Source organism: Maridesulfovibrio sp., assembly GCF_963676065.1.
Taxonomy (GTDB): domain Bacteria; phylum Desulfobacterota; class Desulfovibrionia; order Desulfovibrionales; family Desulfovibrionaceae; genus Maridesulfovibrio.
In genome coordinates this window covers 267224-280907 of sequence record NZ_OY780933.1, presented here as the reverse complement: position 1 = coordinate 280907, position 13684 = coordinate 267224, and the positions used below count along the sequence as shown (strand labels likewise).

General features: G+C 47.4%; 10 protein-coding genes. 5 read left to right on the top strand and 5 right to left on the bottom strand.

All coding sequences use genetic code 11. From position 1 onward, the window contains the following. Position 1: 1 nt before the first annotated feature. Both ACKU35_RS01270 and ACKU35_RS01265 read right to left on the bottom strand, forming a co-directional pair. Positions 2–892, bottom strand: a complete 891-nt coding sequence (locus ACKU35_RS01270; protein ID WP_319762368.1) for a CoB--CoM heterodisulfide reductase iron-sulfur subunit B family protein — start codon at positions 890–892, stop codon at positions 2–4. Then, entirely contained in the window at positions 889–1449 is a 561-nt protein-coding gene (locus ACKU35_RS01265; protein WP_319762366.1) for a 4Fe-4S dicluster domain-containing protein, read from the bottom strand. The genes ACKU35_RS01270 and ACKU35_RS01265 overlap by 4 nt, the downstream gene beginning before the upstream one ends. 589 nt (positions 1450–2038) lie before the next feature. Between ACKU35_RS01265 and ACKU35_RS01260 the strand changes: the two genes are divergently transcribed. Both ACKU35_RS01260 and ACKU35_RS01255 read left to right on the top strand, forming a co-directional pair. Next, positions 2039–2470 (top strand): cytochrome c family protein, encoded by a 432-nt coding sequence (locus ACKU35_RS01260; RefSeq protein WP_319765327.1) that lies wholly within the window; start codon positions 2039–2041, stop codon positions 2468–2470. A 9-nt stretch (positions 2471–2479) separates the two neighbouring features. Continuing rightward, positions 2480–4483 carry a methyl-accepting chemotaxis protein gene (locus tag ACKU35_RS01255; protein ID WP_319762364.1) on the top strand — a complete coding sequence of 668 codons (2004 nt, stop codon included), beginning with the start codon at positions 2480–2482 and terminating at the stop codon, positions 4481–4483. 310 nt (positions 4484–4793) lie between these two features. Here ACKU35_RS01255 and ACKU35_RS01250 read toward each other — a convergent pair whose 3' ends face one another. The 3 genes from ACKU35_RS01250 to ACKU35_RS01240 form a co-directional block, all read right to left on the bottom strand. Then, positions 4794–5213: a hypothetical protein gene (locus ACKU35_RS01250; RefSeq protein ID WP_319762362.1), complete on the bottom strand. Its 420-nt coding sequence runs from the start codon at positions 5211–5213 to the stop codon at positions 4794–4796. A gap of 68 nt (positions 5214–5281) precedes the next feature. Then, positions 5282–6355 carry an OmpA family protein gene (locus tag ACKU35_RS01245; protein WP_319762360.1) on the bottom strand — a complete coding sequence of 358 codons (1074 nt, stop codon included), beginning with the start codon at positions 6353–6355 and terminating at the stop codon, positions 5282–5284. 114 nt (positions 6356–6469) lie between these two features. Beyond that, the gene (locus ACKU35_RS01240; protein WP_319762359.1) at positions 6470–7789 is read right to left on the bottom strand and encodes an L-serine ammonia-lyase, iron-sulfur-dependent, subunit alpha; all 1320 of its coding nucleotides are present in this window, start codon (positions 7787–7789) and stop codon (positions 6470–6472) included. 452 nt (positions 7790–8241) lie between these two features. Here ACKU35_RS01240 and rfaD point away from each other — a divergent pair, with 452 nt between their 5' ends. From rfaD to mutL, 3 genes are all read left to right on the top strand, one after another. Next, positions 8242–9219 (top strand): ADP-glyceromanno-heptose 6-epimerase, encoded by a 978-nt coding sequence (rfaD, locus tag ACKU35_RS01235; RefSeq protein ID WP_319762357.1) that lies wholly within the window; start codon positions 8242–8244, stop codon positions 9217–9219. 13 nt (positions 9220–9232) lie between these two features. Then, positions 9233–11545 (top strand): LPS assembly protein LptD, encoded by a 2313-nt coding sequence (locus ACKU35_RS01230; RefSeq protein ID WP_319762355.1) that lies wholly within the window; start codon positions 9233–9235, stop codon positions 11543–11545. Between the two features lie 230 nt (positions 11546–11775). Beyond that, a complete protein-coding gene (gene mutL / locus ACKU35_RS01225) occupies positions 11776–13665 on the top strand; it encodes a DNA mismatch repair endonuclease MutL (RefSeq protein ID WP_319762353.1) in 1890 nt (629 codons plus the stop codon). The last annotated feature ends 19 nt before the right edge of the window (positions 13666–13684 follow it).

The window sequence follows — 13684 nt, the reverse complement described above, 5'->3', positions numbered from 1 at the left end:
GCTATTTTTTCTCTTCTTTGCCGATGGCATTGAGTGCGTTGCGGGGGCTCACGCAGAGCTTATCCATTCCCATTTCTTTTTCACTCAGTCCAAGGGCGATACCCATGAGCTGGGTGTAGTAGAAAATGGGCAGCTTATGCTTGGCTCCTGTTGCAGAATTGACCTGGGTTTGACGCAGATCAAGGTTCATCTGGCACAGGGGGCAGGCGGTGACCAGCGCATCAACTCCGAGATCATCCGCAGCGTCAAGCAGCTTGCCGGACAGGTTCATGACCACATCCTTACGGGGGATACCAAAAGAGGCACCGCAGCATTCAACCTTTAAAGGATAGGGCAGTACAGTGGCGCCCATGGCTTTCATGATGTTGTCCATGGCCATGGGGTGTTCCGGATCGTCAAAGTTCATCACTTCCGGAGGGCGATTCATGATGCAGCCGTAATAAGCAGCAACTTTAAGGCCCTTGAGCGGTTTGACGGTGCTTTCCTTCAGCGCTTCAAGGCCGAGGTCTTCGACAAGAATCTGCAGCACTGATTTTGTGGCAACCCCGCCGCTGTAGGGGCTGTCCAGCAGTTTGTTGACCTTTTCGCGCATATCATCATCTTTCATGCGATGTTCTGCGTTCTTGAGGTTGGTCAGGCAGCTGGGACAGGGGGTTACCGCTGTATCCAGATTCATATTCTCCACCAATTGCAGATTGCGGGCGGAGAGAGCGCTGGCCAGGGTGTGGTCCACGGTGTGAGCCGGGGTAGAACCGCAGCAGCTCCAATCCGGGATGTCGGTGAACCGGATTCCCAGTTTTTCACAGACAGCCCTTGTAGACATGTCATATTCCATGGAAGTCCCGGAGCCGGAACATCCCGGATAGTATGCGTATGTTAAGGAATCACTCATTTGCGGGACTCCTCTTGGAATTTTTTGAAGATTTTCTTGATTTCATCCTTGCCCTGTATCTGGTGAGGTTTAAAGTGCATTTTGCCTTTGGGCAGCACTTTCGGTCCCAGATCAAGATCGGTCCAGAATCTTCCTGTCTTGGCTACATAAGCCGCGAGCAGACCTACTTCAAACACTCTTCCGTTGTTCTCAACGGAATCGAGGAAGCTGTCCCAGAATGTCTTGACTGTGGGAACTGGAGCATATCCTTCCCGACGGGCCATGTGGCGCAGCACATCCATGATGTGGGCCACGTCAATGTTGTTCGGGCATCTTGTGGTGCAGGATTCACATGTCGCGCAAAGCCACAGAGACTTGCACTTTAGCACGGTATCCTTTTGCCCTGCCTGAACAAGACGCATGATTCTGCTTACAGGGATGTCGTACGCGAATGTGTACGGACATCCGGCGGTACAGTTACCGCACTGGTAGCAAAGCGACATGTTCTGTCCGCTTTCTTTTTCTACCTGCTTAACAAAATCGGCATCGTAAGACTTGGTAATGTTAACTATTCCCATAAATGAGTAGCCGCCTTCCGCTTTAAAAGTCCGGTGGAGCAGACTTTCAGTTTCCGTAGATTGGCTTAAAGATTAATGACAGAGTATGGATTCTTAAGAGGACGTATTCTGCCAGAAGTTTGATATGTACGGCAAGTGGTAATCACGTGTTTTATGGAGCTTTCTTGGGTGTGGCACTTTTAAAATACAGCTGCTCAAAAATAATTCAAAAAACAAGTCCTCTTATATTAGTTGCAATTGGAGTTGATATAAATATAAAAAAACTTAAGTGACAGGATAAATATGGTGTTTGATGTGGGGAACAGAGGCTTTTGTGTATAAAAAGAATCTATCCGCTTTGAAAAAGTATGTGTCTTTTTGTCACGGAATGGCCTTCTGTTTATGAATTTAAGCTTCACATAGTGAGTAAAAGAGCGTAGCTAAAAAAAGATTATAACTAATATTCGATGCTGTTTTATAAGTGGAGGATATTGTTTTAGGGCGATGTATAACAGGTTGGGTCTATTGAGGTAATCAGATCCATAAACAAGCGGGGTTATGTATGGGTGCTAAAAGAGGTGCCGTACGAATAGGGGTATTCGTTGCGGTAATGGTTCTCTATAGCTGTGTGGTAACCGAATACGGTATTACTGATTCAGCTGTTTATGTGGGGTCCGGGGCATGCAAGGAATGCCATGAAGTTGAGTATAGCAACTATAAAAAATTTTCCAAGAAAGCCCATTCCAGTGAAAGCGTGAAGATAATGGCTTCAGATCTGGATGATGATGAACTTAAGGAGTGCTTCGCATGCCATTCTACAGGATACGGTAAGCCCGGAGGATTTGTCTCCTTTGAAGAGACTCCGCAACTTGCCAATGCCGGCTGTGAAGTATGTCATGGTCCGGGGTCCCTGCATGTTGAGGACGGAGATCCGGATTTGATCAAACGTAAGATGACCATCAAAGAGTGCGAGGTCTGTCACAATGCGGAGCGTGTTAATAATTTCAACTTCAAGCCGCTGATTTTCGGCGGAGCACACTAGGGAGGCTGCATGAAATTTATCAAAACTTCCCTGGGCAACAAGGTTCTGGTTCTGACCTCACTGCTTACCGCATCAACATTTACCATTCTATTTCTCGCCAATTCATTCTGGCAGCAAAATACAATGATGGAAGATATTGAGAGCAGTGCTTTCAAAACATCTGATATGCTTCAATTGGCCATCCGTGAGCCAATGGCTAAAGGTGATAACCGGGGTACTACGGAAAAATTTTCTATTGTTTCGCAAAAATACCCTGATGTTGATATTTACCTGACTAATTTTAAGGGGAACATCACATACTCAACAAATAAAGATGATATCCGTTCTGAGATTGACAGTAAAATAAGTGATCAAAAAATAAATGATCTTGTCACACGCAGTCTTAAAAACCCTCTCAAAAAAGGTTTGCTTTCCGATCTGGCCGGCAAGAAAGTGTTTGTTGAGGTGGAAACCATCAAGAATGAGAAAAAATGTTATCACTGTCATGGCAGACGGCAGCCCGTTTTAGGGTCGCTGGTAATGATTCAGGACGTTTCTCCTCAGTTTGCTGTATTTCATGAATCCCAGTTTAAAGGGGCGATACTGTCTTTCTGCGGATTTATTGCACTGCTGTGTTCTCTTCTCTTCTTCATGCGCAGATCCATTGTTAACCGGATACAGCTTATCTCCAATGCTACCAGTGAGTTTTCTAACGGTAATCTTGATGCTCATTTTGAAGTGGATAGCAGTGACGAATTAGGCTTGCTCGGTGATCATTTGGGCGAAATGGCCCGTCAGATTAAAGACCAACTGGTTTATAACCGGGGGGTACTTAACGGTATTACCGTTCCCATGATTGTTACTGACGGTGATGATAAAATTGATTTTGCCAACGAGCCCATACGGACAATCCTTGGTATGTCGGAATCTGAACTATCAGGTGTTTCTGTAGGGGACCTGCTCCATATTGACGGCAAATCACTGACATCTGAAGCCATAGCAACCGGTGGATGCCCGGAAGGTCTGCTTCGTTTTAAAAGGAAAGACGGGGTTGAATTTCCCCTGCGTTACCAAGTCTGTCCCCTGCTGAATGCAGAAGAGGAAACTGTCGGAGCCATTGCGGTGATGGTTGACCTTACTGAAGAGGAAGCCAGCCGCCGGCATATTGAACAACAGCAGGAAGCGCTACTAGAAGTGGCCAATGAGGTTACCGAGGTATCAAAAAATCTGCTTGTCCATACAACCGAACTCTCCCAGCAGATGAATGAATTGACTTCAGGCGTTGATACCACTGCCATGCAGACCGGACAGGTTGCTACCGCAATGGAAGAAATGAATGCCACGGTTCTTGAAGTTGCCCAGAATACGGGTGAAACCGCTGAAGCTTCCGACAGGGCCAATTCTGTCGCCCGTGACGGCGGACAGGTTGTGAGCAATACTGTATCTGAAATTCACATTGTAACCGAGACCACGGATAAACTGTCCGATATGCTGGCTGATCTTTCAGAACGGGCCATTAATATCGGTGAAGTAATGTCTGTGATTAATGATATCGCCGACCAGACCAATCTGCTGGCTCTGAACGCGGCCATTGAAGCCGCCCGAGCAGGTGAGGCCGGACGAGGTTTTGCCGTTGTTGCTGATGAGGTCCGCAAGCTGGCCGAGAAAACCATGGGCGCAACCAATGAGGTTGAAAGTGCTATCTCTCTCATTCAGCGGTCTACCGATGAGGTTGTATCCGAAATGGGTGGCGTGCGCGGAAGGGTTGAAAATTCAGTACACATGGCTGAAGGAGCCGGCGGTGTCCTTGAACAGATAGTCCACGAGTCCGAAACCATTGCGGATATGGTCCGGGCAATCGCCACAGCAGCTGAACAGCAGACTGCAACCAGCGATGAGATCAATAACAGCGTAACCGAAATCAACGGCCTCTCACAGTCGCTTTCCGAGGGAATCCAGAATGCGAATTCCAGTATTCAGGAAGTAGCTGAGATGGCTCAGAAACTGAGCCATCTGGTAGAAAGCTTTAAGTAGTTTCCGGTTTTACATTGCCAAATGAAAAGGTCTTTCCCGCAATAGCGGGGAAGACCTTTTTTATGCCTGCTCGATTGAGAAAGAGAGGATTTTGCTTCTTTGCCAGCGCCTAACAGCTTGGGCTCTTGAAGTTTTTATCAAATGTCGAGGGCCATTCGGCCTGCTATTGGTTATGAGCGGAAGAGCAAAATTAAAGACCGAAATATCTTTCAAGATATAGCGGTCTTAATTGCGAGATATTTTGCAGTTTGATGGGGAGTGAAGTTTCCAAAACATATTTTGAAATATTTTCCCCGAAGAAAGGTCGAAATTAACGCCAGCCTTTACCGTTGTTGCTGAAAATTTCTGTAATGCGAATGTTCTTAACAGGTTTGAATTTATTCGCGCGTGCTCCCTGCGGGGTCTTTCCGGTACTTTCGTAAATGGTCTCAATATATTTAAGTAACCCGACCAGTCCCTTACTTTTGGCGCTGGTTCTTTTCACTTTACAGGAGATGGAGTCCGGGGAGATAGCATGGTAGCGGGCAAGGTAGCTGCCATCTTCCTGCACGAGGATTTCCATATGGCTGAAACCTTTCAGGTGGCTCTTGTTCAGCTTGACAACCCATCCGATTGCGAAGTTCCTGAACTTAGTCAGTTCCTGCTGTGTTCCGGGTTGGGATGCGGCTGCCGAGGAGCATATGATCAGGCAGATAAATAATGATGTTAAAAGTTTGCGAACAATTTTCATCAGGTACTCCAAATTGAGAAAAGGGTGGAAGGTCCAAGCCTTCCACCCTTTGTGTTGTGTTCAGATTCTTATTCTTCTACGTCGATTTCAACGCGACGGTTAAGTTTGCGTCCTTCTTTGGTCTTGTTGTCATACTTGGGATTGAGTTCTCCGTATCCCTTGACTTGCAGACGTTCAGGAGCAACACCGTTAGCTGCCAGCCAGTCGGCGACAGACTTTGCTCTGCGTTCGGAAAGGCCCTGGTTGTACGCTTCGGAACCGGAGGAGTCTGTGTGACCTCCGACCATAACCTTGAGGTTCGGGTATTCATCCAGCATAGAGGCTGCTTCGGTCAGTGCGGGGACCATTTCATCAGTGATTTTGTACTTGTCGAAGCCGAAGTTGAAGTTACGGAAAACGATTTTTTCCTGAACAGGAACAACCGGGGGAACAACCACTTCTTCAACTATTTCGACGATAAGTTCTTCTTCCTGAGTGTAGAAAACATCCTGTGCGAACTTGTCGAGAATAGCTTTGTCGGCAAGATCGGTAGCGTCAACATATACACCGCAAGGAGTCATGCTGGAAAGATGTTTCAGATTAGCCTTACCACGGGGTGTGTCTGCAACACTGATAATGTGAAGGCAGAAACGGTCGCCGTATTTTTTGACCATGTCGGAGACAACACGAGCAGGGTTGCGTCCGCTATTGGTCAGACCGTCGGAAACGAAGATCACAGCGAATTTGCCCTGCCATTTTGCAACGACTTTATCAAGGTTGGCAAAGCCTTCGCCCATGGGAGTGGACTGGAAGAAAGGCAGGTCGCTGGGTATAGATGCAAGTCCGCTGGCCATTGCGGATCTGCTGAAAGTCGCTTTGGGGGAATAGGTTGAAAAGTCGGGCATTGCGTAAAGAGCAGAGTCATAACCGAGCTCAGGAACGACGTTGTTCAGCCTTTTCAGTGCATTAAGCCCTGCAATGATTTTGGGGCTTCCGGTAGAACCGTATGACTGTGACATGGACGGGGATGTGTCCACGAAATATGCAAATGAGTCAATTTTTGGTTTTAATACAATTTTTGATTCTGCAAATGCCATTGAGCCGAAGGCCAGAAGAATAGCCAAGGTAACGGTTAGGATTAAAGTGGAGTTTCTGTTGTGCATTATAAAAGTCCTCCGGTAAGTTGGGTTGAAGGTTGTTGTAACTTTATACTCTCTAAAATTTAAGTTATTGGCAGATCTTAATCAATAGTTTTGTATTATTTTTCTTGGTAAGTGTCATGATTCTGCGGTGGCAAAGTGCTTTTCCAACATAATCTTCAGGATTGTTCTGTCCGTATCAATCATGCCCTGAGTGCTTAAGGTGCCGATGTTCTGCATTGTTTGCTCGGGGGAAGATCCTATTATGCCGTCAGTGGAATGCACATTTACCCCGTGAATGGCGAAAAGAGCCGCTTGAACCGCTGTTCCGGCAGCTGTTGCCAGTTTGAGGGCGCAGCCGCATTTGGCCCCGTCGCAGATTATTCCGGCCAGATCCTCGGTAAGGTTTGTTATCGCCCCGGCCATCTGGGGCGGAGTTCCTCCCATCAAGTAAGTGATGCCGGCAGTTGCTCCGGCTCCTGCTGCTACTGAACACCCGCACACAGCTGACAGTCGTCCTGTCTGGGCCTTTACGTATGCGGTAACAAGGTGACTGAGGGCTATCGCCTCCAGTACTGTCTTTTCGGAGCAGTCAACATAGTCGCTTACAGCATGGATAGGCAGGATTGCTGTTAAGCCGTGGTTTCCTGATCCTCCGGAACTCATTGCAGGAAGTTTGATACCTCCCATACGGGCGTCAGACGCCGCAGAGGTGATGATCCTTGCTTCAAGGATCATGTCCCGGTTAAGAATTCTCATGCGGGCCAGTTTCTCTAAAGTTGCGCCTACGCCAAGGCCCGATCCGTGTTTCAATCCGTGGTCGGCAAGCCGCATATTGTAAGTGATGCCTTCTTTTAAAAAGGAGAAATCATCTTCGTCCAATTCGTAAAGCATATCTACCAGATCGCTCAAGGAAAGGGTCTTGATATATTCCTCAAGCTTGGACATGTCCGCTTTCTGGGCCTGTTTTGTTTTTACCAGCGAAGAGTTTTTGACTGTCTCACCGTCAAGGGTCAGCGAGATGATGTTGTCATGTACACCTTCGATTATCGCTTCCACTTTGTTTGATTCGTAGGTAAGTAGTGCCCGGACATAAATTCCATGCCTGTTTTCAAGTAGATTAACATTAACAGGTTTGTTTGCTTTGTATTTGCATGCTTCTTTGGTAGAGGACTCGTCAAGCGGTTCCAGAACTTCCAGGCCGAGTTCCGGATCACCATAGAGGGCACCCAGTGCGGCTGCGGTATCAAGGCCGCTCAGGCCTCCGGTTCCCGGAATGATGACGGCCAGACCGTTTTTGTAGATGTTCGGGTCGACCCATACTTCTATTTTTTCAGGTCTCTTGTCAGGTATGACTGAAGCCGCTGCGGCAGTGGCGAGTGCAATCGCAACCGGTTCGGTGCAGCCCAGTGCAGGGGAGACTTCAAGGTGCAGGATCTCTTTGGCAGAATATTTCATGGCAGTTCCTATCTTAATATGTTGTAAGCGAGCTGTACTTTTGTGTGTAATCGGATTTAAACAACGATTGTAAATAAAGTCTAGAAAAAATCATAATAAAATTAAAATAAATATAATTATAACATTAAAATGAAATGAAGCAAGAGCCATAGGTGTTATTTCTTATATTGAAAGCAATGTGGTTAGTCTTCTTTATGTGAAAATGACGTCTTTTTTTGTTGTTTTTAACAAAGATTCTTTATCTACGCAGTGCCTTTTGTTTTAAAAAAAAATGTTTTTGATCAAAAGTAATGTTGAAAAGTTGCTTTTGCTTAATTTCTTGTGCAAATCGGCTCATTCTATTTAATTGTAGTTGAAAAGTGTTAGAAAAATAAGTAACATCCGGCAACTTATATTGTGTAATAGTATTGTTTGATGTTCGCATCTGCTCAAAATAGCTGGAGAAATTATATATGTATATTGTGACTGGCGGCGCCGGTTTTATCGGCAGTGCCATGGTCTGGAAGCTTAACCAGATGGGAATCGACAACATCCTCATTGTCGACAATCTTGCGAAGACTGATAAATGGAAGAATCTGGTCAATCTTCGTTACGAGGATTATGTCCACAGGAATCAGTTTTACAAGCTTATCCTTGAAGGGGATGATCCCTTTGAGACCGATGCCGTGATTCATATGGGCGCCTGCTCTTCCACCACTGAGCTCGATGCTGATTTCCTTATGGAAAATAATTACCGTTACACTCAGATGCTCTGCCGCTTCTGCCTTAACCATGATGTACGTTTCATCAACGCATCCAGCGCCGCAACCTACGGAGACGGCCGCTTCGGTTTTGATGACGACCATGAGGGCATTGACCGGCTTCAGCCCATGAACATGTACGGTTACTCCAAGCAGCTTTTTGACCTCTGGGCCAAGCGCGGAGGCGTTCTGGACAAGTTGGTAAGCCTCAAATTTTTCAATGTATTCGGACCAAACGAATATCATAAAGACGACATGAAGAGCGTAATCTGCAAGGCCTTTCATCAGATTGGTGAAACCGGGGAGATGAAGCTTTTTAAATCTTATAAGCCTGAATACCCGAACGGGGGACAGAAACGCGATTTCGTTTATATCAAGGATTGCGTGGATGTCATGTGGTGGTTTCTGCAGAATCCCGAAGCAAACGGGATCTTCAATATCGGAACCGGACAGGCTCGTGAATGGAACGAACTGGCAAAGTCCGTTTTCGCGGCTATGAATGTGGATCCCAATATCAGTTATATTGAGATGCCCGAATCGATCCGCGATAAGTACCAGTATTTCACTCAGGCAAACATGGCCAAGCTTGTGGCTGCCGGGTATGATAAGCCGTTTACTTCCCTTGAAGATGCGGCCAAGGATTATGTGCAGAATTATCTGGCTCAGGAAGATCCTTACCTCAAGAACTAAAGGGCGGGTTGTTTTGAAATCAAGGTTTGCCATATTCGTAGTTTTACTTTTCCTCTGTCTACCGGGTGTTTCGCTTGCGCAGCAGCAGATGACCGTGCCCATGACGGACAGCAAGGGTGTGGAACAGAAAGGGGATCAATGGAAGTTTTCCGCAGATAAGCTCGTTGTGGAAAACGACAGCGAGTATCTACAGGCATACGGCGATGTGACCCTGCGAAGCGGCGATAACTATATTAAAGCTGATTTTGCCCGTTTCTATCAGGCAACAAAATGGATTTACCTGCGGGGCAACGTAAAAGCGCAGATCAAAGGTGATTTTTACGATGCGGCCGAAGCCGAATTCGATCTAAACAATATGGTCGGCTGGCTTAAAAAAGGTCGTGTTTTTGTTGCCAAACCTCATGTATATTTTGAAAGTGAGTTTATTGAGAAGCATAACGGAGCCACCTACAGCTTTAAAGATGTAAAAGTGACTGCCTGTGATGGTGAAAATCCCTTGTGGTCTTTTGAGTCCGGCGAGGGGGATATCACCATTAACGGCTACGCCCGACTTTGGCATTCCAAGGTTAAAGTTAAAGGCGTGCCGGTTATGTATACGCCGTATATGGAACTGCCGGTGCAGCGCAAACGCCAGTCCGGTGTGCTTAATCCCGAGATCGGTAATTCCGACCGCCTCGGTAATAGAGTAAACCTTCCGATATACTGGGCCATTGACGATGAGAAGGATATGACCTTCTATCCTGAATATTTGAGTAAACGCGGTTTTCGCCCGGGGGTTGAATTCCGTCATTCCGAGGATGTAAACAGCAAAGGATCGTGGCGCGCTGATTGGCTTTTCGACAGCAAAAGTTACGATAATCCTGATGACGCCAGTTACTCCTTCAGTGATACCATGATTCGCCCCAACCAGAACCGTTGGTGGATCAGGTCTAAATACAACGGTTACGTGGGTAATCCCGACTGGCAGACAATCTTCGATATGGATCTTGTCTCCGACCAGGATTATTTGAGAGAGTTCCGTTCCGGGGCCAATGGTTACGAAGCTACTCGTGATGATTTTCTTGATCAGTTCGGGCGTGATATAGACACCGCCGACTCCAATGAAAGAACCAGTACCGCTCTTATTGCCAGAAGCTGGGATAAATATTCTGTTTCCGCCTTTGCGCAGTTTACGGAAAATCTTCTTTACCGGAACGGTAATAACCCGGCCACCAAGAATCCCACCCTGCAGACAATGCCGCAGCTTTCCGCCTACGCATTCAAGGATAATTTTTTCGGGACTCCCATTGAATGGGAAGGTGAATTTCAGGGCAGTTATTTCTGGAGAGAGTTCGGAACCACCGGTGGACGTTTTGATATCAAACCGTCGTTCAGCATGCCTGTACGTGCGGCCGGGATTACCTTTATCCCCCATGCCGGAGTTAGGGCGACGAACTATATTGTGAGCTCCTTTCAGAACGCAAGTTCCGAAGTCAGCCGTGATACCACCCAAACCAGAATTCTTGCCGATGCCGGAATCAGTGCCTCTTCGGATATCTATCGCATATTCGAGCTTGAATCCGCGCCTGTTGCGACTGAGGAAAATATAGGTCAGTCCGGATGGACCCGCATGAAGCATAATTTCATCCCCCGCCTTGAATATTCATGGGTGCAGGATGATTCCGCTGGGCAGGCCAAACTGCCATACTTCGATGCCCGTGACCGTATAACCGAACAAAACGACATTGTTTTATCGTTAACCAACGTATTCGATCGTAACAGGGCAACCGTGGTCATGGGTGATGACGGCACTCCGGTGCTCGAAAACGACTACCTCGAATTCCTGCGTGTCCGCCTTGAACAGGGCTATGACATTGACGAGGAAAATCGTTCTGTAGAGCTCAGCGAGTATGAACGTCGTCCGTTCTCTGATTTTATGGCCGAGTTTATCGTAACGCCGTACAATTTTGTGAACCTGACTTCACGCACATGGATTTCCCCTTATCAGGGAGATGTCACCGAGCATGAGAATATTCTGAAACTTTTTTATGACGAGTACGCAGAATTTTCATTCGGCTACGACTATCTGCGTAAGATTAATGAATACAAACGGCAGCAGGACAACGACATGCAGATTGTCAGCTACGGTATGAAAGCCAAACTGCCGTGGAACATGCAGGTCGGCGGTAAATTCCGCTCGGACCTTAATTCCGACCGTGATCTTGAAAAAACAGCGTCACTCGGCTGGAATCATCAGTGTTTCTTCATGGAATTTATTGCTTCAAAAACTACGGTTGATGAACGTTACAGTGTTAACTTCAACCTGATAGATACGAGTCTCTTCTAATCTGATAATTCAGAAAGTAAGCAGGTTCTGTTCTTAACGACGCAAGTTTACCGTATTTAATATCCGGTGTATTCTTATTGATCTTTGCAACCGGTATTTTGGGCTCTTTGAGAGCTGGAAAATTATCACAAGGCCCCCCGCCGGTATGGACGGGGGGCTTTGCTTATTGTAAGTTTGATAAAAGCTAAATCCAAATAAATAAATTTAATAATTATACAGAATAGATACATATGAGCATTCCTGAAATTCATGTCCTCCCTGCTTCTCTGCGCAATCAGATTGCCGCTGGTGAAGTGGTGGAAAGGCCGTCCAGTGTTGTTAAGGAACTGGTGGAAAATTCCATCGATGCGGGCAGCACGCAGGTCGATGTGGCGGTTGAGCGCGGAGGTCAGGGTTTTATCTCTGTCAAAGATAACGGATTCGGCATTGCCGCGGATGAATTGATACTTGCCGTTACCCGTCACGCCACCAGTAAAATTTCTAATGTGGATGATCTTACTTCCATCACCAGTTTCGGTTTTCGTGGTGAGGCTCTGCCCAGTATTGCTTCAGTTTCCCGGTTCAGGATGAGCTCCTGCCGCAAGGGCGCTGACGAGGGCTGGGCTATTCATGTGCAGGGTGGTGATGTAATCGAGGAAGGCCCGGCAGTTATCCCCGGAGGTACCTCGGTGGAGGTGCGGGACCTCTTTTATAATGTCCCTGCCCGGCTTAAATTTCTGAAGACTGAAACGACTGAGGCCCGGCGGTGCAATCAGGTGATGTTCAAGATTGCTCTTGCCAATGTGGATGTCGGTTTTTCTTTTCTATCCAATGGCCGCGAACAGTTCCGCCTTCCGCCGCGACAGTCCCTGCCCGATCGACTGACTGTTTTCTGGCCGCGTAATATTTGTGAATCCCTGCTGGAATTTTCACACGAAGCCGGGGAGATGAAGGTTCACGGTTGTGCGGGAATTCCCGGACTTGCTCAGGGCCGGGGGGACCGCATTGTCATGTTCGTAAACGGTCGCCCGGTGCAGGATAAATTGTTGCTCAGTGCCATCCGGGGCGCGTACAAGGGACGATTGATTTCCCGTGAATATCCGCAGGCTGTGCTTTTTCTGGAGCTGCCGCCGGAGCTGGTTGATGTGAACGTGCATCCTGCAAAGATGGAAGTGCGTTTTCAGGACGAGAGGGCGGTCTTCGGCATTATTCGTAATGGTATTGGGCAGGCCTTGTCCCGCTATGAACTTGGCATTGTAGAAGGTGCCCAGCATCAGGAAAGACAGCCTGAGTTTCCATTGGAACGCGAAAAGCAGGAAAAGCAGTTATCGGAAAGTGTTTCTCTTCCGATAGAACCTGCTGCCAAATTTTCAAGCTGGCAAGAGTTTAAAAACACAGATTTTACGGCCATGGATGACGGCTTGGAAGGATCTTCCAAACTTCCTGATGTCGGTCTCAGTGCATCGGAAACGGCTAATAAATATGATCAGAATGTCGTGCATGAGCAGCATGGGGAGTATCAGGCGGATGACGTTCGCATACCTGCACCTGAAAAATCACCGCTGAACGGCTCCGGTCCCATTTACGTCCCCGGTTCACGCATTGAATATCTGGGGCAGGTGGCTGAAACTTATCTTGTGCTGAAGTTGCCTAACGGATCTCTGGGGTTGCTGGATCAGCATGCCGCCCATGAGCGTGTTATTTATGAGAATATGCGCAGTCTGCGCACCCGTGGTGAATCCCGCCCGCTGGCCCTGCCGGTGGAGCTTGTGCTCCATCCGAGTGAAGTGCAGCGGGTGCAGGAAATGTGGGAGGAATTGCATGCGGCTGGTTTCATGCTCGCTCTTGAATCAGGACTGACACTTTCCATGCGCGGTATTCCCCCGGGACTTGAAACCGGTGAGGCAAGAGAGTACTTAAAGGCAGCGGTGGACGGACAGGCCAAGACTCTTGAAGACCTCTGGATTATGCTTTCCTGCAAATCAGCCATTAAAGCCAATCTTGCGTTGGCGCTTGATGAGGCTTTATCCCTGCTTGAAGCGTGGGTTAAATGTCCGCAGCGGGAGTATTGTCCCCATGGTCGTCCTGTATTGATCAGCTGGTCCTCGCTGGAAATGGAAAAACTTTTCAAACGCAAATAGTTCCTCTTAATCTCAACCG

Bases quoted from the DNA above. Each gene is read 5' to 3' on its own strand.
- rfaD (WP_319762357.1), top strand. From the start codon at position 8,242: ATGTATATTGTGACTGGCGGCGCCGGTTTTATCGGCAGTGCCATGGTC.
- ACKU35_RS01245 (WP_319762360.1), bottom strand. From the start codon at position 6,355: ATGCACAACAGAAACTCCACTTTAATCCTAACCGTTACCTTGGCTATT.
- mutL (WP_319762353.1), top strand. From the start codon at position 11,776: ATGAGCATTCCTGAAATTCATGTCCTCCCTGCTTCTCTGCGCAATCAG.
- ACKU35_RS01260 (WP_319765327.1), top strand. From the start codon at position 2,039: ATGGTTCTCTATAGCTGTGTGGTAACCGAATACGGTATTACTGATTCA.
- ACKU35_RS01265 (WP_319762366.1), bottom strand. From the start codon at position 1,449: ATGGGAATAGTTAACATTACCAAGTCTTACGATGCCGATTTTGTTAAG.
- ACKU35_RS01250 (WP_319762362.1), bottom strand. From the start codon at position 5,213: ATGAAAATTGTTCGCAAACTTTTAACATCATTATTTATCTGCCTGATC.
- ACKU35_RS01255 (WP_319762364.1), top strand. From the start codon at position 2,480: ATGAAATTTATCAAAACTTCCCTGGGCAACAAGGTTCTGGTTCTGACC.
- ACKU35_RS01270 (WP_319762368.1), bottom strand. From the start codon at position 892: ATGAGTGATTCCTTAACATACGCATACTATCCGGGATGTTCCGGCTCC.
- ACKU35_RS01240 (WP_319762359.1), bottom strand. From the start codon at position 7,789: ATGAAATATTCTGCCAAAGAGATCCTGCACCTTGAAGTCTCCCCTGCA.